Here is a 23,045-nt window from a genome sequence, read left to right on the forward strand (position 1 = left end):
GGGGTGGGAACTAGGGCTTGAGGGTGTAGCCGGCCTCCTTGATGGCGGCGGTGACATCCTCGTCAGTGAAGTTCTCTCCGGTTACCTCCACGCGGCCGGTGCCGGGGTTCGCTTCCACGGAGTTCACGCCTACCACCTCGCGGACCTCTTCCTCGACGGAAGACTTGCAGTGTCCGCAGGTCATACCTTTGACCATGTAGTTCTTGGTGACGGTTGCCATGTGAATGTCCTTTCAGGGGGGTGGGGCCGGAGGTGGCGAAGTGGCGTCAGTGCTGGGGCACCCCTTCGACTATCCTCCAATTTATACCCATGGGGGGTATAAATCAAGGAGGTGGGCAATCAGGGCAAGTGCAGGGTCTGGGTGCACTCGAAACACGCTGTGATGCCTTCCGGTCAGTGTCTCCTTGTCGCTCGGGCTCAGGTCTTTCGGGTGGTGTCCGGCATGGTGCGTGCGTGATGGGTCATGCTGTGCTCCCTATCTCGCGTCGATCCGGAAAAGCCGGTCGAGCCAGCTTGACCACACTCTCGACCCTAGGGGCCTCCCGGCGGGACTCGGGGGTTGAACCATGAAGATTTCATGAAGAAATCCATTCTCCATCCCGCGGCTGTGGCGCTGGAGGGGCGGCCCCAATACCTGCCCCTACTTCCCTGGGGATGGGCCCGCCCTCTGCGGGCTGTGACCAGCCATTTCCGAGTGTCACCTGGGGTTGTCTCCGGGTGCGGAAGCCCGGTCGCCAGGCTCGTGCACGTGTCGCGGGGAGTGGAAACTCGTGCCCGCTGAGGGTCAGGGCCCGCGTGTTTTCCCTGGGGAATGCGCGGACAGAGGGGTTGTCGGGGTGGGGCATCTGCAATTGAAGTGCTATTGTCATCTCGAAACGATAACGCTATGATCACAATCCCGCATAGGGAAACGACGGAAGAAGATTCAATGCGACTGACGGCTCAGCGGGCTCCCCGAGGAAAACATCGCAAGATCACCACCTCGCAGACCAAGGGGCGCGTGGCACTGGTGGCCGTGGCCGCCAGTGCGGTCTCCTCGGCCGGTATCGGTGGGGCCACCGCGGCCACACTGCAGGCCCAGGATGAAGCCCCGGTATCGTCGGAGGTCGCCTCCGTCGATGTGGAGCTGGTGGCCAATGACACTGTCCTATCCTTTGATGCGGCACAGGTGGCACCGCAGATCTTGACGATCCCGGAGTATAAGCCGGTAGCCAACGTCGACGAGCAGCTGGACAAGGCGGTGGAGTACGCCGCCGAACGTGCCGAGGCTGATCGTGTGGCCCGTATTCCCTCCGTGGTGAAGCCGGCCGAGGGTATCTTCACTTCCGATTTCGGTATGCGCTGGGGCAGCCTCCACCAAGGCATTGACATCGCCAATGTCGTGGGTACCCCCATTCTCGCAGCGATGGGAGGCACCGTCATCGACTCCGGCCCGGCCTCCGGTTTCGGCCAGTGGATCCGCATCCAGCACGACGATGGCTCTATTGCCGTCTACGGCCACATGGAAACCCTTGACGTCAGCGTGGGTCAGCAGGTCACCGCCGGCCAGAAGATCGCCGGCATGGGTAGCCGAGGATTTTCTACCGGTTCCCACCTGCATTTTGAGCTCTACCCGTCCGGCAGTGGTGCCGTCGACCCCGCCCCCTGGTTTGCTCAGCACGGCATCACCTTCTAAACCCACCCCACCGGGGAGAAAACCCGGCCCCGGCCCTCTGACTGCGTCTGTGGTTGAGGCGTCGAACATGCTCCCGTTTATCGTGGGTTAATGCGCTGGGTGTTTCGAGGTTTAGTACAGGCAACCGTGTACTTCCTATCGTTATGACTACGGTGACCCTGCCGCACATCTCCGCCTTGTCCCGGATGGGCCACGCCTTGTCCGATGACACCCGGGCCGGAATTTGCTTGCTCGATGACACGAGCCGGCTCGACCGTTTGAGCTGGCACGGCAGTTGGATGTCTTCAAGCAGGTGATGTCGAATCAGTTGGTTTGCTTGCGCGGATGTGGACTGGTGGTCTCCACCCCGCAGGGGCGCAGCGTCTAGTGTCCGCTGGGTGATCCTCGGCAGGGGGGAGGAACCTTGGGTTAGTTCAGTCCAGCGTAGGAATGCAGACCAGACACCACCAGGTTGATGAAGAACAGGTTGAAGATCATCACAGCCAGCGCCAGGATATTGATCCACGCGGCCTTGTGATCACGCCAACCTGCCGTGGCCCGGGCATGTAGATAAGCGGCATACAGGATCCAGGAGATGAAGGAGGCTGTTTCCTTTGGGTCCCAACCCCAGAACCGACCCCACGCGGCTTCTGCCCAGATCGCCCCGAGAACAATCCCCAGGCCGAGAACCGGCAGAGTGATGATGGCCGATTTATACGCCAGCCCATCAAGCTTCTGTGCATGGGGCAGGGGTTTCGCCACCGCACCGAAGAAACCGCGCTCTTCACCCTGGGGCTGCTTGATCCGCAGGAGATACAGCAGGGAAGCGATACCGGAAACTATACCGATCGCCGCACCGAGCGAGACGGTGGAGACATGGATGGGAAGCCAGTAGGACTGTAGTGCCGGGACCACTGGTGCGGACACCGAGTACAGGTTGGTGCCACCGAAGAAGAGCAGTACCAGAATGGGCAACAACAACCACGGCCAAAAACTGCGCCATTCCTTTCGCTGGATCACAATCGAAGCGGATATCACCGACAGCACACAGATCATGGAGATGTACTCGTACATATTTCCCAGTGGGAAACGGTCGGTGGCCAGTCCACGAAGGATCACCGATGCCAGGTGAACGACAGCCCCGAGGTACACCAGCCCCTGGGTCATGCCACCGAACTTGTCGGTGGCGTTCCTCTTCTTGGTGAATTCTTCTTCGCTGAGGGCCTCGATGTCCACACCGCTGGCTGTCTCCACCTCTTGGTTGTCTCCAGCGGAGGAGACCAGTGCTTTTGCTGTCATTTTTTCCCGTGCGCGGTGGGCGTCGATGACTCCCTGAAGCTTCACGTAGTAGATCAGTGAGAGCACCAAGGCTAGTAGGTAGATGACGAACGCTGTCTGGAAGGCGGTGTCGGAGAATGTGGACAAGGTTTGATTAACCGGCATGGGGATGTGGATTCCTTTTGCAGAACATTGGATGTGGATCTACGGGAAAGTCAAGGTCGGTTCAAGTCATGAGAGGGTGCGCCGTTCTCGGTGGATAGATGAAGGATCAGTTTCTGGACGCGGACTGGGCAAACCAGGAGTCATCCTCGGTTTGCTCCGCCACATCATCGGGGTCGGGCAGGTTGAATAGTGCGCGGTGGAGTTTGTCGAACTCCCGACCACCACCGGCGTTATCGGTTCGTGCCAGACCGGCGATCTCCATGGTGGTGGTGTTGTCTGTGGGGCCGGGATACAGACGTATCCAGATACGACGACGCTTGATCAACAGGGAGCTGACCAACGAGATGAGCATGGTCGCTGTGGTCACCAGGACCCACGGTTGGAAGGGGTCGTAGCTGATCTGGAAGTTGGCGAATTCACTGGCACCATCGAACGTGATGGTGGTGCCGTCATCGAGGGTCACGTCACTGCCTTGTTCAAGGTTGACCCGCTCGATTTTCTGTAACTGCCCGCTGGCAATCAGTGTGGGGTCGAGTTCAAAGATGGACTGGGCCCGACCGGTATCCAAGCCAGCATCTCCACGGTAGATATCGATCGCTACTGCGGGATCACGCATGGCAGGGAAGGCTGATGTCAGTAATTCACCGTTGTCCCCGCCCCAGGCTGCGGTGGGGGCAAAGAGGCCTTGGATGGCAATCTGCTGTTGGCGGCGTTCATAAATCTCGGGGTACATCCCGGCCGGTGGATCAAAGCGCATCGCTCCGGAGGAAAGAAAGAAGGTTGGGTCTTCGGGGCCAAATTGGATGGTTTGGGTGCGGGTTTCGCCGTTGGGCCAGGTCACGGTGAATGTTGGTGCGTACCCGTGGCCCATCAGATATACGCGGTCACCTGCCAGTCGCAGCGGGTGGTTGACCTGTAGTTGATAATCGGTCCATTCTTCCTTGGGCCGGAGGATGTGCTCGCCAACGGCGTAGGAGATGTTGGAGGTAAACATCTCCGCCTGGCCGTTACGTAGATAATCGGCGGAGAAGTCGTGGGCATCAAAGCAGAAGGTGTTCAATCCGGTTCCATCGAATACTGGACCGGCGCGGAAAGAATCGAAGTTGGCGGTGGAGGTGTTGCAGAACTCGGTGCTTTGGTCGATCGGAGGGGTCTCGTAGTTGCCGGATTCGGTGACGATGATGACCATGCCCTCGTAGTAGATCATTTTTCCAGCTGCGATCGTAGCCAGCATGCCAACGAGACTGAGATGAAACACCAGGTTCGCCAGTTCGCGGGCGTATCCTCGCTCTGCTGAAAGGGAGAATTTCCCAGCCCGGTCTTGGTTCGGCTGGTAGTCAGCAACTTTCCACCGCTTGAGTAGCTGGCGTGCATCGCGAGTGACCTGGTCCATGGGCTTGTCGATGGTGCCGGTAGCGTGGAATGGAAGTCGTTCCAGGCGTTTTGGTGCACGGGTTGGCGGGGTTTTCAGTGCTTTGTAGTGTTCCCAGGATCGGGGCAGAATGCAGCCGATCAGAGAAAGCGTCAAGAGCATGAAGATAGAATTGAACCAGGTGGATTCGAAAACATCGAAGAGCTGAAGTTGGTCGTAGATCTCAGCGAGTTGGCCGTTGTTGGCAATATAGTCGGCAACATTTCCTGCGTTGAGGCTGCGCTGGGGTAGCACAGTGCCAGGAATTGCCGCGATAGCCAGTACAAACAGCAGTGCCAGCGCGGTGCGCATGCTGGTTAACCAGTGCCAAGCCTTTTTGAGATACGTCCAGAGGGTGCGCATCAGGGTGATCATGAGTGTTCCTCTGCCAAGCAGCCGCCCCGACCTACCACGGTGGTGGGTGGGGCAGATGGGAGATGTGTAATGGGCCTGTCGTTGCGGTGTTAGATCAGGGTTGCACCGTATTCCACGGTCCACTGGCGAGCCCAGTTGATGAAGTAGGCCCAGGCACCGCTAGTGAGGGCGACACCGACCAGGACCATCAACACCCCGCCGAAAATCTGAATCTTCCGGGAGTGCTTGCCTAACCAACCAAAGGTGCGCATGGCCTTGGCAGAGCCAAACGCCATCAGCAGAAACGGCAAACCCAGACCCAGGCAGTAACCGATGATGAGGATGACCCCGCGGGCAGCGGTCATTCCCTCGGTGCCTGCGGAAACAGAGATGATTGCAGCAAGTGTTGGGCCAAGACACGGGGTCCAACCCAGGGCAAAGACCCCACCGAGCAGCGGAGCGCCCAGCCAGGTCGACCACTTCTTGGGAGCCATCCTGGTGTCGCGTTGCAAGGCGGGAACCATCCCCATAAACGCCAAACCCATGAGTATGGTGATCACCCCACCAATGCGCATGAGGGTGTCGGCATTGAGTGTGAGTAGGCTGATTGCCCCGAATACGGTGACGGTGGCCAGCACGAAAACAACTGTGAAGCCAAGGATGAATAATCCGGCTGCGCCAGCCACGGCCCACTGACGTTTCTTGGTCACCACGGCACCGTGTTCGGAGTCGTATTCCACCTCACCGCCCACCACACTTGCCAGATAGGACATATAACCAGGCACCAGAGGCACTACACAGGGGGAAGCAAAAGAAATAAGACCGGCGGCTGCAGCAGCAAAGATCCCGAGCATCAGGGGACCAGAGGCTGCAACATCGGCGAACTGCTGGCCGATGGACAACTGGGCCATCACATCAATAGTCATGATTGAGGTGCCTTTTCAGCTAACGGCAATGCCACGTCGAGGATGTCGTCGGCATCGACTTCACGCAGGAACACCGCAGCCGGGCGGTGCTCTCGGTCCAGAATAATGGTCGTTGGGACCACAGAAGTGGGTATTCCACCCAAAGACGCAGCGGTGCGGAAGGGTGGGTCATAGATCGAGGGGTAGGTCACGCCATTGTCGAGGATAAAGTCCTGGGCGATGGTTTGGTTATAGTCGCGGACGTTAATGCCCAGCACGGTGCCACCGAGTGGTTCGAGAGTTTCCTGGACAATTTGGAGATCATCGACTTCTGCGCGGCAAGGGGCACACCATTGTCCCCAGGCGTTGAGGACTACTACCTCGCTGTCAAAATCGGACAGGTTGATTTCTTCACCTTCCTCCATCAATGATGGCCCGGAAAAGTTCGGCAGGGGGGCGCGTTGCTCTTCGTCGTAGAAAATCTCAGTTTGTCCACCGGGGGAGTGGAACTGGAAGGTGCCCCCGAGAGCGACAGCATTTTGTGCGCCTTCTCCGGAAGAACATGCTGTAACCGTCAGGGTGGTGAGCAGGGCAAGCATGGCGGTGATAATGCGGGGGCGAATTTTCGACATGGACAAGGTCTCCTTTTCCAGGACAAGAGGAAAGAATCCGATGATCTGGCGATTCCGCAGAATCAGTGCATCATCTAATAGGGCCGTGGTGTAGGACTACTCGTAGCGAAGCGAGCTGATCATTCCGGTTTCCATGTGGTAGGCGTTGTGGCAGTGAAATGCCCACTCACCGGGGTTATTGGCGATCAGATCAGCGATCACGGTTTCTCCGTGGCGGAGCAGGACGGTGTCTTTGCGCAGTCCACCGCTGCCGGGTAGAGACCACGTGTGGCCGTGGATGTGCATGGGGTGGGGCATCATGGTCCTGTTGCGCATGACCATCCGCAGGCGCTGGCCTTCCTGCACGGTGCCCGGGGAGGACTGGCCGTTGGTGAGGATGCCCCATTCGTACGGCATCATCTGTCCGCTCAGGTCGATGCTGACTTCTCGGTCTGGTTTGCCCTCCGGCATGAGTGCACGATCCGCGGGTTCAAAGGACGTCAGGAAGGTGCCGGTAGCGTTGAGCTCGGGGAAGGTGGTCTCTGGTGCGGGGGCCTGGCCCCCGGAGGTCCGGACCACGGCGAAGGCCCGGTCATCCTTGCCGGCGGCTAGCGCAGTCAGGGGGAACACACCATCGCCCAGGACCACCTCCACGTCCACGCGCTCGCCCATCGAGAGGTAGAACGATTCGATGTCGCGGGGGCGGACAGGGAAACCGTCGATATGGGTGACGGTCATGCGGTGTCCACCGAGGGCGACTTTGAAGATGGTGTCACCGCCTGCATTGATGAACCGGAGGCGGGCTTTATCCCCCGGTCGGGCGTTGAACGTGCGGTGTGCCCGGGGGATCCGGCCGTTGATGAGGTAGTGCGGATACATAACATCACCGGCATCACCGCCCAGAACGGGGTCAGGGGTGCCGTGGGCCATCATGCCCCCCTCACCACCCATAGCCATCCCGCCATGGTCACCCATATCCATGTCCCCGTGGCCGCCCATGTTCATCCCCGTCAGCATGCTCAGCTGGTCCTCGGGGGTGCTGCCGTCGATACCGTCGACCCAGTCATCAAGCACGATGGTCCATTCGACATCCTGGTCGTCTGCGTCTTCCGGATCACGGACGATCAACGGAGCATGCAGGCCACGGTCGAGTTGCAGGCCACTGTGGGAATGGTAGAAGTAGGTGCCCCCGTGTGGGGTTTCAAAAAGATAACTAAACGTCTCGCCCGGTTCAATCGGGGATTGGGTCATTCCGGGAACACCGTCGGCCGCGTGATGCAGGGCAATACCATGCCAGTGGATGGAGGTGGATTCGGGAAGTTCGTTGGTGATGTCGACCTGGAGGACATCCCCTGCGGTGGTTTCGATGGCGGGTTCACCGGTATCGGCGTTGTACCCCCAGGTTTTTGCCTCGATGCCACCGATATCGATCGACATGGGTCGGGCTGTTAATTTCTTGTGTACTGAGGGTTGCGCCAAGTTCGTTGGTGTTGGGTACGGGCCACGGGATGGGGAAGTGGTGGCAGGGGCTGTGCCAGTGTTGCCACCGCAGGCGGCCAACGCGCCTGTGCCAGCGAGAACAAGCCCGCCGAGCAAGAACTGTCGCCGGGAAAAGTTACTAGTCATAATTCAAACTTTCTTATTGCCAAGCTCAGAGAAACAAAAGGAACATCCAGACTGAATATCAGGTCAGACGCAGGTCCGTGACACAGGTGGCACCGTCGTCGGTGGTACTGAAGTCAACAGCTCCGGTGTGGCCCCCGTGGTTGATCTCAATGAGTCCTTCGGCATTATCTGGGAGCCAGAAGCCGACAAACCCGTTATCGAAGGTGGTGGTCTCTTCGTTCACCAGAACCTCTCCGGAGGCCTCATCTGTGATCTTTACCTTGATCTGCTCATTGCCCAGTTCGCCCCGACAGGTGGTCAGACTGTGATAGAAGCAGTCATGCGTCTGGTTCAGGTAGGGGGCTATGGATACGTAGGTCAGATTCTCCGGCAGGTCCAAGGCCACTTCCTGGGACTGATCCGAGAGGATGAGTTGATCGGTGCGTACCGAGGCGATGAGATCAGTGGGGCGATCGGCGAGAGCCTGTTGATCAAGTTCGTCAATGATGTCTCTGGCGTCCATGCCTGCCAGACCTTGGGAAACCAGAAGATCCTGATCCCTGGTCTGGTCAGCCACTGCGGAGTCAGAGTCGGTGGTTGTACATCCGGCCAACACCAGGCTGAGGGCGGCGAGAATAATCGCAGCTCGTTTCATATCCATCTCCTAAAGGCAAGTGCTCCACACCGTCCTCTGTGGCGGTGATACCTGGCATTTCTAACACGGATCTCTACCCGGTGAAAAACTAAAAACCCTGCTCAGTCGGTAAAAATGGAGGGATATCTGTTCATAGAAGTGGTCGTTGTCACCACATCCTCCTCATGTGTAGCTTGATGTTGACTGGGGTGGGATCCACGGGAAGTGGCCGCTGCGGTGGGTGAACCTATGGTGGGAGCACCTTTTACTCTTATCCCAGTGCCTGTGACCACCGTGGGTAAGGGAGTCCGTCGTCGGCAACTTACACATCGGTATTTAAAGATTTGGCAAAGATTTCCCTGATCAGGGTTTTCGGGTCTCTTCCGGGCAGGTGTTGGGGAGATACTGGGAGCTATGAGTGAGCACACTAGAACACCCCAGGACCCGGTCGGTAGGGTGTTGGTCGTCGACGATGAGCAACCCCTGGCTCAGATGATCGAGAGTTATCTGGTGCGGGCTGGCTTTGATGTCACCCAGGCTCATACTGGTCCGGCGGCGGTTGAACAGGCACGGGCGTGGGCACCAGATGTGGTGGTACTGGATCTGGGCCTGCCGGAGTTGGATGGAATGGAGGTCTGCCGGCGAATCAGGGAATTCTCGGATTGCTATATTCTCATGCTCACTGCCCGAAACAACGAGGATGACAAAATTGCCGGATTGACCACGGGTGCAGATGACTACATCACCAAACCATTTAGTATCCGGGAATTGGTTACCCGAATCCGTGCGGTTCTGCGTCGACCCCGCGTTGCCACCACGGGTACCGGGATGACCTCCACCTGGGTGTTTGGGGATCTTGTTGTTGACCTAAGCGCCCATGAAGTTCGAGTCAACGATGCCCCGGTACCTCTCACACTCACGGAATTTGCGGTCCTGGTAGCCCTAGTCACCCATCCTGGTCAGGTTCTGACCCGTCAGGAACTCATCACTGATGTCTGGGATACCTCCTGGATCGGAGATGAACGCATCATTGATGTCCATATCGGTAATCTGCGGCGCAAGCTGGATACAAGCGGAGCGGGGCTTGGATATATCGATACGGTTCGTGGTGTTGGCTACCGCATGGGGCGGGCATGACACACGGAGCGAATCTGACCCTCCGGTTTCTTGTGGCCCAGGCTGTGGTTGTGGTCATCAGCCTGTTGTCAGCAGTGGCCGTGGCATCATTGGTGGGTCCACCACTGTTTCATGATCACCTGTTGATGGCTGATCGCGCGGATGAGCTGCGCCATGTTGAGCAGGCCTACCAGGATGCTGGGCTGATCACCCTGGCCGTGGCGGTGCCGATTGCCTTCGTGTCTGCGCTGTTGGCCAGCTTCTGGCTGGCCCACAAGATCCGAGCACCCCTGCGTGGTCTGACCAGGGCTGCGACTGCGGTCGCGGGGGGAAATTATGACGTTAAAGTCCCTACCGGTAATGCCGGCCCAGAGGTGACAACCCTGGCCGTGGCGTTTAACACCATGGCTGACCGGCTCGCACATACCGAAGAGGTGCGTCGCCAACTCTTATCCGATCTTGCACACGAAATGAGCACACCCGTATCCGTCCTTAGCGTTTACCTCGATGGTCTACAAGATGAGATCGTGGACTGGAATGCCACCACGCAGCAGGTGATGGGGGAACAACTGCAACGCCTCACCCGATTGATCGAGGACCTCGATGATGTCTCCCGCGCCCAGGAAGACCGCATTGAATTAGACCGTGCCGAACAACCCCTGGGTGAGCTTATCCATGCCAGCGCAATCGCGGCACAGGAGGCCTACGCGCTCAAAGGGGTGAGCCTGCAGGTGGTTCCTGTCACAGCGCCCGTTTTCGTGTTCGTGGACCGCCAACGTTTCGGCCAGGTCATGGGCAATCTATTGTCCAATGCACTGCGTCACACTCCCGCAGGTGGTCAGGTCATGATCAGCGCCCGTCGACAAGGTTCGGAAACCGTGCTGATTGATGTGACGGACAACGGGGAAGGGTTGACCAGCGACCAGCTGGGGCACATCTTCGAACGCTTTTACCGCGGTGACGCTGCCCGCAATCGTGACAACGGTGGTTCTGGGATTGGTCTCACGATTTCCAAGGCATTAGTCGAAACCCACGGTGGCACCCTGACTGCTGCGTCCGCCGGGCCTGGTACCGGGACCACACTCACCATCCGTCTCCCACTTTCTCCACCATCAGGGGGTTCTGCTCATGGCCATTCCGTCTTACCTGGGGCATGAAAACTCTCAACCCCTAGCCCATATACCCCATGGGGGTATATGGTGGTGGGTGAGAACCTCCCCAGTCCACTCTTATCAGGAGCTTGAAGATGACCACCCTGCTGCCATTGACCTCCACCCAATCGACTGATCCCGCTGGTTGTGGGTGCTGCGGCCCTGCCGAGTCAGCTGAGGCTTCCGCCCCCAGCGGTGACGCGGCCACTGAATCCATGACCCGATATCGAGTATCTGGTTTGTCCTGCACCGGGTGTGTCAACACTGTCACCTCTGCCCTCGGGGAGGTGCCACAGATCACTTCAGTTGATATAGAACTGATCAAGGGTGGTGTCTCCACGATCACCGTGACCGGAACCGCATCCCGGAAAACCGTCACGCAGGCCATTGAACAAGCCGGTTATGCCCTCGCCCCTTCCTGATCCGACCACCCACCACCCCCAGAGAAAGACAGGAGTTTCATGAGTACCCCACATCATCACGGTGATCACACTGGACATGAACAGCACGACGATGCTGCCACCCACGGCCAGGCCATGCCCCAGGATCACCCCCACTCCGCAATCGACGAGCACCACGGGCATGGCGACCATGCCAGCCATGATCACGACGATGATCACCATGTCCACGGCCACGGTGACCACGCCGGCCACAGCGTTGCGATGTTCAGGGATAAATTCTGGTGGACGCTGATTCTGTCAGTGCCGGTCGTGTTCTTTAGCCCCATGTTCGCCGACATCATCGGTTATCAGATCCCGCAGTTTCCGGGTTCCACCTGGATCGCCCCGATACTGGGAACCATCATCTTCATCTTCGGTGGAGCCCCGTTCCTTAAAGGCGGAGTCGCCGAGCTGAAATCCCGCCAACCAGGCATGATGCTGCTGATCGCCATGGCCATCACCGTGGCATTCGTCGCGTCCTGGGTCACCACCTTAGGGATTGGCGGGTTCCACCTTGATTTCTGGTGGGAACTGGCGCTGCTGGTGACCATCATGTTGCTGGGCCATTGGATGGAAATGCGTGCCTTGGGCTCAGCCTCCTCAGCCCTGGACGCCCTGGCGGCTTTGCTTCCCGACGAAGCGGAGAAGATCGACGGCGATACCACCAGGACCGTCCCCATCGCCGAGCTGGCTGTGGGCGATCTTGTCCTGGTACGCGCTGGTGGTCGCGTGCCCGCGGATGGAACCGTGATTGACGGTTCCGCCGAGTTCGACGAAGCAATGATCACCGGCGAATCCCGCCCTGTGTTTCGTGATGTCGGCGCGCATGTGGTCGCCGGCACTGTGGCCACCGACAACTCCGTGCGTGTCCGCGTTGAGGCGGTCGGTACTGACACGGCACTGGCGGGGATCCAGCGTATGGTCGCTGATGCCCAGGAATCCTCCTCCCGCGCCCAGGCGCTGGCTGACCGGGCTGCGGCATTATTGTTCTGGTTCGCGCTGATCGCAGCACTGATCACCGCGGTGGTCTGGTCGATGGTCGGCAGCCCGGATGACGCCGTGATCCGGACCGTAACCGTGTTGGTCATCGCCTGCCCGCATGCGCTCGGGTTGGCCATCCCGCTGGTCATTGCCATCTCCACGGAACGCGCAGCCAAGTCCGGTGTTCTGATCAAGGACCGGATGGCGCTGGAGCGCATGCGCACCATTGATATCGTCCTCTTCGACAAGACAGGTACCTTGACCGAAGGTGCCCACGCTGTCACCGGCGTGGCACCTGCAACAGGTACCTCGGAAGGCCAGCTATTGGCTTTGGCTGCCGCAGCTGAGGCTGATAGCGAGCACCCCGTGGCCAGGGCCATCGTCGCGGCAGCCAACGAACATGAAGAAGCCTCCCGCCAGCCGATGCGCGCAACCGGTTTCACCGCGGCCAGTGGCCGCGGGGTCCGCGCGCTTGTCGACGGCGCAGATATCCTCGTCGGCGGACCCAATATGTTGCGAGAATTCAATCTCACCATCCCCGGCGAACTGAATGAGCAGATTGAATCCTGGGAACAGCGCGGTGCTGGTGTGCTCCACGTCGTCCGGGACGGACAGATCATCGGGGCACTCGCGGTCGAGGACAAGATCCGTCCCGAGTCCCGCGCCGCAGTGCAGGCGCTGCAGGCGCGAGGAGTGAAGGTTGCACTGATCACCGGTGATGCCCGTCAGGTTGCTAACGCCGTCGGCAGGGATCTGGGCATTGATGAGGTCTTCGCCGAGGTCCTTCCTCAGGACAAGGACACCAAGGTAGCGGAGCTGCAGGATCGTGGACTGCGTGTGGCGATGGTCGGTGACGGCGTCAATGACGCACCAGCCCTGGCCCGGGCTGAGGTCGGTATCGCTATCGGTGCCGGCACTGATGTGGCCATGGAATCTGCCGGGGTGGTGCTTGCCAGTGACGATCCCCGAGCAGTCCTGTCGATGATCGAACTTTCCAGGGCCAGCTACACCAAGATGATCCAGAACCTGATCTGGGCCTCTGGATATAACATCCTCGCCGTTCCTTTGGCTGCCGGGGTGCTCGCCCCGATTGGATTCGTGCTCTCTCCGGCAGTTGGCGCGATCCTGATGTCCGCATCGACCATTGTGGTTGCCTTAAACGCCCAGCTGCTGCGCCGGATCAATCTTGATCCTGCTCATCTGGCTCCCAGCAAGTAGAAGGAGGAGACCCTGTGGGTCGACATCCCCCTAATCAATAATGACCATCCTGGTCACTCGGCCCCCAGTTCTATCACTATTCCTTGAAAGGAACGATCATGAAACGCACCATCACCATTGCGGCCCTCGCATTGACGTCAACCCTTGTGCTGAGCGCTTGTAGCGACGATGCCAGCGACTCTGACAACGCTGATACTGTCAGCGCCACAGCGACATCTGCGGATAACGGTGAGACCCACGAGGACACCACCACTGCAGAAGACGGTGGGCATGACATGGATCATCCAGAAGACGGTGGTCCGGCACCAGAAGGTATCGTCGAAGCCGTCGATCCAACCTATCCAGTAGGGTCTGAGGTCATTCTCACGGCCGATCACATGCCGGGCATGGATGGTGCTCAGGCCACGATCTCCGGTGCTTTTGACACCACCACGTATTCGGTCAGTTACACCCCGGTTGGCGGTGGTGAACCGATCACCGACCACCGTTGGGTGGTCCATGAGGAACTGGTTGATCCAGGCCAGGCACCGCTGTCTGACGGAGCCGAAGTGGTCATCGATGCAGAACACATGTCGGGGATGAAGGGTGCTACCGCCACCATCGATTATTCGACGGATGAGACTGTCTACATGGTTGATCTGACCACCGACGACATGACCATGACTAATCATAAATGGGTCACCGAAAGCGAGATTGAGCCGGCAGAGTAAGACCCACCAACCGCAACCTCAGCACCTCGGGCTCCTCCACCATCTGGTTGAGGTTCCTGGGTGCTTACCTCTTTGGTTTCTGCCCTAGGACGAGTTAGTCCTCGTCCTGGGTGAGCACCTGTCGGGCCAGTCGGTAGGCGTGGTCGTTCCATCCCTGGCGGACGACGTCGCGGACGAGTCAGGAGCATCCCACCGGTGGTGGCTGCCCGTGACGGGGATGTTCCCTTGGTGACGGCCGCTCTAGACGGCGTGGCGGATGTCCTCTGAGTGGGCAGAGACGGTACATCGTGGCCCGCTTGTCTGCCGGGTGAACCGGCCATAGCCATCAGGATGCGAAATGAGCCCCACACCAAATCCCGCACCGGTCATCGTCACCGGGGATGACCTGGTCTCATTGGTTGGAGCTTATCTTCGCGAAGCAGCTACGTACCGTGCCCAGAGTTACTCGGGTTGTGGTCGGTGATACTCGACTTGTGTACTACGAACCGCAGGACCAGACCCCCGCCAGTGGAGCGAAGGCGGAGTGGGTCCAGACCAGCTTGTTCCAGGGCGGATTCGAAGGCATCGGCCTCGATGAGGCGGTGCGGGGAGCCATCGACCCGGTGAAGCCAGCCCGCGACGCGCGAGGAGAGCAGGTCATATCCCACGAACAACCCGCCTGGGCGCAGGACCCGAGCCACCTCAGCCACCGCCTGCTCCCACTCGACCACGTGATGGAGCATGAGAAAGCTCACCACCATGTCGAAGGACTCGTCTGCAAAGGGCAGGGCAGTGGCATCAGCCTGACGTGCCTCAATGGGCAGTCCTGCGAGGGATCGCTGCGCGGCCTGGACCATGGCCGGATCGACGTCGGTCGTTGTGAGGTTCACCTGCCCGTGGGAGTGGATGATTGCTTCAGCCATCGCTCCGCTGCCACCGCCGATCTCCAGAACGCGTCCAGCGAGGGAGCAGTCCTGAGTCGCCCAGGGAATCATCCTCGGGGCCAGAAAATGCCACAGTGCACTGCGGCAGAACAACGCTTCTGCGGTCGACATCCGGGGCATGGATTCCTCGTATCTACGGGGCAGTCTGAGATCGGATCAGTTTCCCGGCGGTAATACCGAACCGCATTGGGCTGCTATGGCTCTACAAACATGCCACCGTGTCGCCGATGTTACCCGGCACAGCAGTCCGTATCGCCGCGCGAGCCAACATTTCACCTGCTGGGAGTAGGGTGTGTCCGCCACGGTGAAGAAGCTGTCCGCAGTCTCCTGGGAGAGCTGCGTAGAGACCTGGGAGGGTGCTGTTGCAAAGTTGGGGCAGTAGGAAAAGCGACGTGAAATAATCACAGCCATGGGTATCTTCTCCGGTCGTCATTTCCCCCGTGACATCATTCTGTGGGCAATGCGGTGGTACTGCCGCTACGGGGTGAGCTACCGCGATCTGGAGGAAATGATGACCGAGCGTGGCGTGCCGGTCGATCACACCACGATTCTCACCGCTGGGTCCAGAAATACGCCCCTGAGCTGGACAAGCAAACACGGTGGTACCGGCAGGTACCTGACTGGCAGGCCAGTTCCTGGCGGGTGGATGAGACCTATATCCGGGTCGGCGGCAGGTGGTGCTACCTCTGATCTGGCGATCACCGCCGGTGGTCAGACCCTGGACTTTTACCTCTCTCCGAAGCGTAACGTGGCCGCAGCGAAGTGTTTCCTGGCCAAGGCCCTGCGGTCGAACGCCTCAGCCGGATACCCGCGAGTGATCAGCACTGACAAAGAAGGCGACTGCCGAGTTGAAATCGGAGGGGATCTGTCCTCCTACGGTGGAACACCGGCAGGTGAAATACCTCAATAACGTGCTGGAAGGTGACCACGGTCGGTTAAAGCGGATCCTGGGGCCGAAAGGTGCATTTAAGAACAGGACGTCTGCGTACCGGACGCTCAAGGGTATGGAGGCGATGCACTCCTTAAGGAAAGGCCAGGGGACGATGTTCGCCTGCGGGCAGCCGAATCCGGATGCGGTGATCGTCAGCCGGGGGTTCGAGACTGCCTAAGCAGGCTGGGCCATAATACCGGCCGGGCGACGAAGAAAGGAGTGTTCGCGGTTCTCCACCCAACTTTGCAACAGCACCTTCTACTTCCACGAGGGGGTCTTTTTTCGGGCCCGATAAGCCCAGTGTTCGCCACGCTCCACCCTCTGATCCTTTCACATCACACTCCACGTGTAAGGCCAGAACAAAGACATTCTCAGCCCTCCTATTCCCCTACTTGGAACACGACACTGCCCGGTCGGGGAGGCCGCAAGGTGGCGTACTGAGATGTCAGATACGCTCCATCTGTCCACTTAGCTTTCAACATGCGGGCGATGCACACCACAGTGACCTGGCGGGCGCCCGCCCGGTGCAGGGATACTGCTGCTGATTGCACGCTGGCCCCGGTCACCCAGGTGTCTTCCACCAACAAAACATGCCGGCCGGCCACCGCTGTTGGGTCCGTCACTGAAAATCTACTCGGGTCGATGGCGCGGGGTGAACCAGGACGGTCACTGGTAGATGTCAAGAGTCGTTGGTGTGGGGCGATGTCGTAGATGTGATCGACAGCGGAGTCGAGAGCATCCGCCAGCGCCCCGCGATCGCGTCCAGGTCTGCTGCTGGTGGAGGGAACATGAGTGATCACCTCCACCGGCCCGACTGTCCGGGCAAGAAGGGGCAGATTATCCCGTAAGGTGACGTAGAGTAGCGTACGAATGCGCTGGCCCGATTCCGAGATTCCCTGGCGGACACTCTGTCCGGGTGGAAGCTGTTTGTACTGGTACATGTCCCGCAGTGACTGATCCGCCGATCCATCCGCGTGCTCGAGAGCGTAAGTAATGAACCCGACCGTATTGGCTAATTCCTCGGGGTTGATGCCAGGAGCGCTCTGGTGTTGCCGACAGGGCCAGCAGACCTTCCAGTGCTCTAGGGAGTCCTTCTTGGTCCGAGTGGGGCCCAGACAGATCTGGCAGACAGGTAAGTCATGGCCGTTGTTGGCGCTGTGCAAGTGGGTGAGCGATTCCAGGTACTGATTAGCTACCTGGTCAAAGGCAGGGTCGATCCTCATGCAAACAGCTGTGCGCCAGCATCTGCGGTAGCAATTATGGCTGATGCAATATCTACTGCATCCTCCGAGTTGTGCGCCACCTGAGCCACGCCGGACTCAACATACGCACGTCCCCAGCTGGTCCGGGTGGCCACCTGGGGGGTGAGGATCAATCCCCGGGAGTGACCCACTGCGGCTTTTGCCTGGTGGCGGGTTCCGGACTTCTCGGTGGCTCCAACCACGATGGTGGCCCGACCGTAACCGGACATCACCGCGTTGCGCATGGGAAATGATGCCTTCGAACCAGTTTGCTCAGGCAAGAACTGGGAGAACACCAAACCCGTATCCTCAATACTTTTGCGCAGCTTTCGGTGCGCCACCGGATAAGTGTGGTCTAACCCGGTGCCCATTACCGCCACAGTGCGCCCACCAGCAGCAAGGGCAGCGGTGTGGGCGGCCGCATCGATCCCGGCAGCCAGGCCCGATACCACCGTCAAGCCTCGGCGAACCAGCGCGGTGGCGATCTCCCCGGCAGCCTGCAGCTGGCCCGGGGAGGCGTTACGAGATCCCACAACACTGACCCCATTATCGGTCGGGTCGAGTCTACCCACGCTGAACAGCACGGCCGGAGCTTCATGGACACTCGCCAGGTGATGAGGATAAGCCGGGTCCAGGATGCTGTTGACCTGATAGCCTTTCTCCCGCCAGGCAGACAGATCCCGTGCGGCATGCTCGAGTGCCATATCGCGTTCAGGGTTGATGAGGGTGTGGCCGAAAATGTCCTCTAAGAGTGCATCTAATCCCTGCGTGAGTAGCAGGTCTACTCGGGCAGGCTGGGACAGGGACGACTTCGCGCGTACAGCAGCGATAATGCCGATCAGGGTCTGATCGCTTTCCGCCTGCGGGCTTGAGAAGTCGGTCGTGTACATGTTCCTCATCGTAGTCGTTTAATAAAACGGGTAGTTAAGACCCCGTGCATATTTGTTCTTCCCACTTTTCAGGAGTGGCTGTGTCATCCCGAGTGTGATCTACAGGCCCTGGGTGCTGTGAAAAGCCATCGCCTGTGTAGAACTTTGGCTAGTTACTCCCCCGTCTTGCTGTTCGTGGTGGTCGTTGCCGTGGATTGCTCCCTACCCTTGGCCGGGACAGGGGCTTCTGTCGCCTGTGCAGCCTGTGCGGCGGCCTGTTGTTCGTAGACGAAGAGTTTGCCGCGGGCCTCGGCTGCTTCCTCACGGGCAGCACCAGCAACCTCCCGCTGATGGGCCAGCTCATCTCGTAACCTGTCAGCTTCTGTGGCTGCCGCTGCCAGCTCAGCTTTCAAAGCAGCGATGATGGTGGCCTGCTCGGCGGTGATGGCCTTTTCCTTCTCCAGCTCCTCGACCAGGCGGGCAGCCTCTTGGTGGGCTTCCTCCGCCTCCTCGGTGGCAGCGCTGGCGGCCTGGTTGACAGCATCGTCCTGGGTGGCACGCTCGGCCAGCACAGCCTGGCGGATGATTGCCCGCAGGGCCTCAAAAGCACGCGCCTCATCCTCAGTCGCGGGCACAGCCACCTCATCGGTGGCACCTACCCGTTGGGTGCCCCGCCACTGACGGACTACGTCCGCGGCCACGCTCTGATCGACCCGGGCTGCCGCCCGGATCCGGGCAACGGTGACCGCCCGGGGCCCTTCGGTGGCCACGAGCTCGGCCAGGGCGCGTTCGGTGCGGGCGCGGGGGCTATCGACAGTCATGGGAGACTCCTTGGTAGGGGTGGGGCAACATCCCCATCAGCATAACATAATCATCAGATGAATATTCTGATGATTATTATTCTGATTCTGTTCACATCACTGGGTGTCTCTCTTCCTGTACGCAGTAACGGTATCGCGTGTACGGCCCGGCCATTGGCGTCAGGGTCGTGGGGCGGACAAGCACGCCCGGTGAGCGCGCTATGGGCTCGAGGGAGGACGATATGCACCGTCGGCAGCGGGGTAGGCAGAGTGTTGACACCGCCCGTGGGTGGCCTGTCGTGATTGATGGGCCTTCCGGGAAAAGGGGCAGAGCGCGGGCTCACGGAACGGACCATAAGCGCGCCAAAGGTAGCACCATAACGGGCGTATGTTCCAGATTCGTCACATAACTCACGGAGGAACACTCCTGTGCGCCTTTTCGATTCCCTGGACCCCCGGAAAGCGCACAGAATGCGCACAACCAGAAAGCGGTAAACCTGCAGGTCACAGGGTTAAAAGATTGATAGGTTTTTATATTGTTCGTTATTTGAAATAAATAGAGCACAGTAAATATAAGTCACTAGCTGCAATTATGCTCCGCTGTGCGCTTTTACAGGCTAATAGTTACCAGCCCTATGTACGACAGAGACCTTTCCTGGGAGTCGTGGTGGGTCGTGTCCCTACGTGAGTCACGTGTCTACGTATATAAGGGTTGGGAAAAAACGCGCACAAGGGCACATGAGGCGCACGTGGCCGTATTGCTGCAGGTCGCGGCAGCAATCAGTCGTTCGCAATTTCCGTTCGCATTTACATTTCCCCAGGTGAGCCGTGCGTGTTCGGTGCACATTCCCGTTCGCGTTTTGCGCACGGGTAGTGAAAGAGGGGTCGTGGGGGTGTCAAAGTCACCCATGGAACCTATAAGGTCATACCTTTTGCGCGCATATCCTCAGGGAAAACACCGCCGGCGACACGTCACGACTATGACGGGCCGCCGGCGGTGTGGGGTGGGATGCGGCTGGAACGTCTGTCCGCCGGCCGCGCGGATGCGGTGGATCTAGACGTTCGTGCCACGACAGTCGATTATCAGGCCGATCAGCTGGCCCTGACCAGCCTGGATGTTGACCCGGTTGGTGACACCGCTGGCCGTAGCTCCGGAGCTGGTGCTGCCCCTCAACCCGGCCGTGGCTTCCGCCGTCACGGGTGCGGGTACCGACCAGGGACTACGCACCTACTACGTCATGTTCGACAACATCACCGGCACAGTCGATTTCATCCGTGACGAGCGGTGACGAGCAGCCCAACTCACGCCAGCACGACCTATACCTCTATATATAAGGAGAAAAATCCCATGCTCACGCACCCCGCCCACACCACCGCACCGCTGCTGCGCTACCTGCAGGCCGCACCTGTGGTCAGCGACCATGCCGGCCGCATGTTCTCCGCCACGGACTACGTGCTGACCCAGCCGACCTGCGTCCTTGATCAGCACTCCGGCGACTGCCCCAACAGCACAACCCTCAGCCCTGTCAGTCTGGTGCTCAACCTGATTTTTGCACCACGTGAACAGCGGCTTCAGACCCCTCCACCAGTGCCGATTGATCACCCGGGCGTAGTGGTCATCGTCGACCTCGGGAGCAACCACTGCAACGGCAGTGGCGCCGGCTCGAGCAACAACCGCAACAAGCGCAGCACCAACCACCGAGTCATTGAGCGTGGCGGCGCCACGGTGCAGGCGGTACAGGAGTTCTTGAGTGACCAGCTCTACCTCCCCACCAAGTATCTAGATGAGGGGATGGTCCGTGCACCCTACTTCGACGGCGAGAAGTTCACCGCTGTGTCCTACAGCGAGATCATCACAGCCATGGGTGCATCGAGCGACCCCTGGGACGAGGCCGGGGCTCGCTGGCTGCTGAACAACCGCCTGCGGCTGGCTGTCTATAGAGTCCAAGCAGACCGACTCATCACACCTGAAGAGGTGGCGCAGCTGCCCTACTGGTGACTCACCCTGCTCATCCCCCTGCCAGTCCCCTGCCACCCAACCCACCACTCACCCCGTCCAGGAACTGCCGCGGCAGCTCTCCTGGGCGGGGTTCTTTTTCTCTGAGCTCAACCATCTGTGCCTGTGTCCAACCCACCTGTGTCTGTATTCCAGGCTCGTATCCTGCCCTGTAGATGGCTCCTGTGACCGACAGTCACGGAGACCGTCTACAGGGCATTTTTCTGACCACCTGGCTGTCTGTAATCCTGACACTGCGTTGATCGTGCGACAGTTGTCGGAAAAGTGGTCTGTTTTACAGACAGTTTTCGATACAGGATTCTGACCAGGATCTTGATGGTCCATATTTCAGACACAATCCTGTCTAAAATATGGACCTATTTTTGACCATGACGGCAGTGTCAGGATTTCAGACACTCTCAGCGACACACCAGTGTCGGTTTTCTGAACACCGGTGCAGTGTCCAGATTATGGTCTGGAATCCAGACACAATCCTGTCGATATTTCAGACAATGGCAGCAGTGTCTGCCAGAGTGTCGCTGACACGGACAGTATTCTGGTCACTTATTTCGACACCCCGCCTCGTGAGGTGCCCACTGAGACCACTCAGGGGCTTCTCGAGGCGGGGTTATTTTTTCCTGCTTTCGCTTCTATGTTCGAGAACATGCGACAGTGTTCGAGTCTCAGGGTTTCAGCTCCTATGGCTTCGCAGGGACACGTCTCGGCCGGCGTCCAGCAGCGCTGCGACCCCCGCCCTGTGGCGGCTACCGGCTCGCTGCCGCATCATCGCTGTGCCGGCTCAGACGGTGTGAAACGGGGCCTGAAACAGGGCCGAAACAGGGCACGGAATAACGTTACTAATAACTGAAGTGCGTTATTAACGGTGATATACTGGACTTATTGCAAGCGCCTGAATCTGCCCCGCTGGGCAGATATTAACGACCCCCTGAGGCGAGTTATTCACCCCGGTTGTCCGGCTCGTCCAGGTGCCCGTGATCCGCTTCTGCAGGCGGTGTTTCGGAGTCGGGATTATCCCGCTGCTTCCCGCCCCGGTGTCGGCTCGGTACCGGCCGCTGCAGCGGCGCTCGCAGCCCCGCAGCGGCGACGTGGCCACCCCCGCCTCAGGCGCGCCCCAGCCACGTCCCCCGGGAGTCGGTTCTCACCCCACCCACACCGAGGATCCAGCGGTGTCACCGAGGCGCTTCAGCGGGGCTCTGTGGCGCCCTGGAGACGCTCTGGTGACCCCGAGGCTGCCCCACCGCTTCCAGGGCCGCAGCGGGCCTCGTGATGGGCACTGTGACGGGCTCCTGGAGACGGCCGTGGATCAGAGTTAGGACGGGCCCCAGATCGGGGTCTGGAACCACCTCGAGCCGACGTCGATTCAACGCCGAGGCAACCCGTCTGAGACGGGCTTGTGTCGGGGTCTGTTGCCGGGCCTGCAACCCCGCCTGTAGTCATGTTGCTGCCATGTCTACAACCGTCCATGCCACCCACCCTGCAACCCACGGGTCGGGGTCCCTGGGGGTCGGTGCTGTCCGGGTCTGCGTCCGGGTCTGCAACGCACCTGTCTCGCCCTGGGGGCGAGCCACAGTCGGCCCGAGGGGGCCGTCTGAATCAGTGTTGTCATCAGAGCGCCGATAAGTGTTCCAGTGGCCCCCGAGAGACGCTTCGCTTTGTCTCGGAGACCACACGTAGTCGTGGGGCGACTACGACGGCGCAGGTGCCACGAAACCCATGTGGCACCAGGCTCGCCAGTCGGTGCCTGGGGCACCTTGGTGGCGGCCAGAGGCGGGTTGTATTTTCAGGGTCTGATCCACTCGCTGGCGCTCGGTCTCAGACACGCCCATCCACGCAAACCCGGGTTGCCGTTCGGTTCGACTCGGGGCCGAGAGTCGCTGCGCTTTGTCTCGCCCCTCGCCGCGTTCACCAGGCGCCTACCCTCCACTGCGTTACGGGCAGTGCTCTGGTGAAACGGCCCTTACTTTCACCCGTGTTTACATGGATGCGCGAAAGCTAAAGCCATGTATACAACCCTTGGCATGTGACCTGCGG

At 59.6% G+C, this 23,045-nt stretch carries 19 protein-coding genes and 1 pseudogene; 9 read left to right on the forward strand and 11 right to left on the reverse strand.

Annotated elements, in window-relative coordinates; genetic code table 11:
- Nucleotides 1–10: 10 nt before the first annotated feature.
- A complete protein-coding gene (locus H9627_RS13570; RefSeq protein ID WP_131386720.1) occupies nt 11–220 on the reverse strand; it encodes a heavy-metal-associated domain-containing protein in 210 nt (69 codons plus the stop codon).
- Nucleotides 221–928: 708 nt separating this feature from the next.
- Here H9627_RS13570 and H9627_RS13575 point away from each other — a divergent pair.
- Nucleotides 929–1,675: a M23 family metallopeptidase gene (locus H9627_RS13575; RefSeq protein ID WP_191734558.1), complete on the forward strand. Its 747-nt coding sequence runs from the start codon at nt 929–931 to the stop codon at nt 1,673–1,675.
- A 408-nt stretch (nt 1,676–2,083) separates the two neighbouring features.
- Here H9627_RS13575 and ccsB read toward each other — a convergent pair whose 3' ends face one another.
- The 6 genes from ccsB to H9627_RS13605 form a co-directional block, all read right to left on the reverse strand.
- Nucleotides 2,084–3,097 (reverse strand): c-type cytochrome biogenesis protein CcsB, encoded by a 1,014-nt coding sequence (gene ccsB, locus H9627_RS13580; RefSeq protein WP_191734559.1) that lies wholly within the window; start codon nt 3,095–3,097, stop codon nt 2,084–2,086.
- Nucleotides 3,098–3,203: 106 nt separating this feature from the next.
- The gene (locus tag H9627_RS13585; RefSeq protein ID WP_225213878.1) at nt 3,204–4,883 is read right to left on the reverse strand and encodes a cytochrome c biogenesis protein ResB; all 1,680 of its coding nucleotides are present in this window, start codon (nt 4,881–4,883) and stop codon (nt 3,204–3,206) included.
- A gap of 89 nt (nt 4,884–4,972) precedes the next feature.
- Entirely contained in the window at nt 4,973–5,788 is an 816-nt protein-coding gene (locus H9627_RS13590; protein WP_191734560.1) for a cytochrome c biogenesis CcdA family protein, read from the reverse strand.
- The gene (locus tag H9627_RS13595) at nt 5,785–6,399 is read right to left on the reverse strand and encodes a TlpA family protein disulfide reductase (RefSeq protein ID WP_191734561.1); all 615 of its coding nucleotides are present in this window, start codon (nt 6,397–6,399) and stop codon (nt 5,785–5,787) included. The genes H9627_RS13590 and H9627_RS13595 overlap by 4 nt, the downstream gene beginning before the upstream one ends.
- 96 nt (nt 6,400–6,495) lie before the next feature.
- A complete protein-coding gene (locus H9627_RS13600; protein ID WP_191734562.1) occupies nt 6,496–8,004 on the reverse strand; it encodes a multicopper oxidase family protein in 1,509 nt (502 codons plus the stop codon).
- A 58-nt stretch (nt 8,005–8,062) separates the two neighbouring features.
- Entirely contained in the window at nt 8,063–8,638 is a 576-nt protein-coding gene (locus tag H9627_RS13605; RefSeq protein WP_191734563.1) for a CueP family metal-binding protein, read from the reverse strand.
- 393 nt (nt 8,639–9,031) lie between these two features.
- Here H9627_RS13605 and H9627_RS13610 point away from each other — a divergent pair, with 393 nt between their 5' ends.
- The 3 genes from H9627_RS13610 to H9627_RS14350 all read left to right on the forward strand — a co-directional run bounded on the left by H9627_RS13610 (nt 9,032) and on the right by H9627_RS14350 (nt 11,306).
- On the forward strand, nt 9,032–9,754 hold the full coding sequence (locus H9627_RS13610) for a response regulator transcription factor (RefSeq protein WP_191734564.1): 723 nt from the start codon (nt 9,032–9,034) through the stop codon (nt 9,752–9,754).
- Nucleotides 9,751–10,890 (forward strand): sensor histidine kinase, encoded by a 1,140-nt coding sequence (locus H9627_RS13615; RefSeq protein WP_191734565.1) that lies wholly within the window; start codon nt 9,751–9,753, stop codon nt 10,888–10,890. Before H9627_RS13610 ends, H9627_RS13615 begins: the two co-directional genes overlap by 4 nt.
- 89 nt (nt 10,891–10,979) lie before the next feature.
- On the forward strand, nt 10,980–11,306 hold the full coding sequence (locus tag H9627_RS14350) for a heavy-metal-associated domain-containing protein (RefSeq protein WP_191734566.1): 327 nt from the start codon (nt 10,980–10,982) through the stop codon (nt 11,304–11,306).
- Here H9627_RS14350 and H9627_RS14355 read toward each other — a convergent pair.
- Nucleotides 11,187–11,528: a hypothetical protein gene (locus tag H9627_RS14355; protein WP_318247804.1), complete on the reverse strand. Its 342-nt coding sequence runs from the start codon at nt 11,526–11,528 to the stop codon at nt 11,187–11,189. The genes H9627_RS14350 and H9627_RS14355 overlap by 120 nt on opposite strands.
- On the opposite strand from H9627_RS14355, the gene H9627_RS13625 reads away from it, so the two are divergent.
- Entirely contained in the window at nt 11,421–13,523 is a 2,103-nt protein-coding gene (locus H9627_RS13625) for a heavy metal translocating P-type ATPase (RefSeq protein ID WP_318247803.1), read from the forward strand. The genes H9627_RS14355 and H9627_RS13625 overlap by 108 nt on opposite strands.
- A gap of 98 nt (nt 13,524–13,621) precedes the next feature.
- Complete coding sequence (locus H9627_RS13630) at nt 13,622–14,233, forward strand: YdhK family protein (protein ID WP_191734568.1); 612 nt, start codon at nt 13,622–13,624, stop codon at nt 14,231–14,233.
- A 422-nt stretch (nt 14,234–14,655) separates the two neighbouring features.
- On the opposite strand, the gene H9627_RS13635 is transcribed toward H9627_RS13630, so the two are convergent.
- Nucleotides 14,656–15,267: a class I SAM-dependent methyltransferase gene (locus tag H9627_RS13635; RefSeq protein WP_198028689.1), complete on the reverse strand. Its 612-nt coding sequence runs from the start codon at nt 15,265–15,267 to the stop codon at nt 14,656–14,658.
- 298 nt (nt 15,268–15,565) lie between these two features.
- Between H9627_RS13635 and H9627_RS13640 the strand changes: the two are divergent.
- Nucleotides 15,566–16,265 (forward strand): annotated as a pseudogene (locus tag H9627_RS13640) (IS6 family transposase).
- 1,041 nt (nt 16,266–17,306) lie between these two features.
- On the opposite strand, the gene H9627_RS13645 reads toward H9627_RS13640, so the two are convergent.
- Both H9627_RS13645 and H9627_RS13650 read right to left on the reverse strand, forming a co-directional pair.
- Nucleotides 17,307–18,218: a DNA-processing protein DprA gene (locus tag H9627_RS13645; RefSeq protein ID WP_191734569.1), complete on the reverse strand. Its 912-nt coding sequence runs from the start codon at nt 18,216–18,218 to the stop codon at nt 17,307–17,309.
- A 152-nt stretch (nt 18,219–18,370) separates the two neighbouring features.
- The gene (locus H9627_RS13650; RefSeq protein ID WP_191734570.1) at nt 18,371–19,018 is read right to left on the reverse strand and encodes a hypothetical protein; all 648 of its coding nucleotides are present in this window, start codon (nt 19,016–19,018) and stop codon (nt 18,371–18,373) included.
- Between the two features lie 1,094 nt (nt 19,019–20,112).
- Between H9627_RS13650 and H9627_RS13655 the strand changes: the two genes are divergently transcribed.
- A complete protein-coding gene (locus H9627_RS13655; protein WP_191734571.1) occupies nt 20,113–20,286 on the forward strand; it encodes a hypothetical protein in 174 nt (57 codons plus the stop codon).
- Nucleotides 20,287–20,345: 59 nt separating this feature from the next.
- Nucleotides 20,346–20,996 carry a hypothetical protein gene (locus H9627_RS13660; protein ID WP_191734572.1) on the forward strand — a complete coding sequence of 217 codons (651 nt, stop codon included), beginning with the start codon at nt 20,346–20,348 and terminating at the stop codon, nt 20,994–20,996.
- The last annotated feature ends 2,049 nt before the right edge of the window (nt 20,997–23,045 follow it).

This window comes from Corynebacterium gallinarum, assembly GCF_014837045.1.
Lineage (GTDB): Bacteria > Actinomycetota > Actinomycetes > Mycobacteriales > Mycobacteriaceae > Corynebacterium > Corynebacterium gallinarum.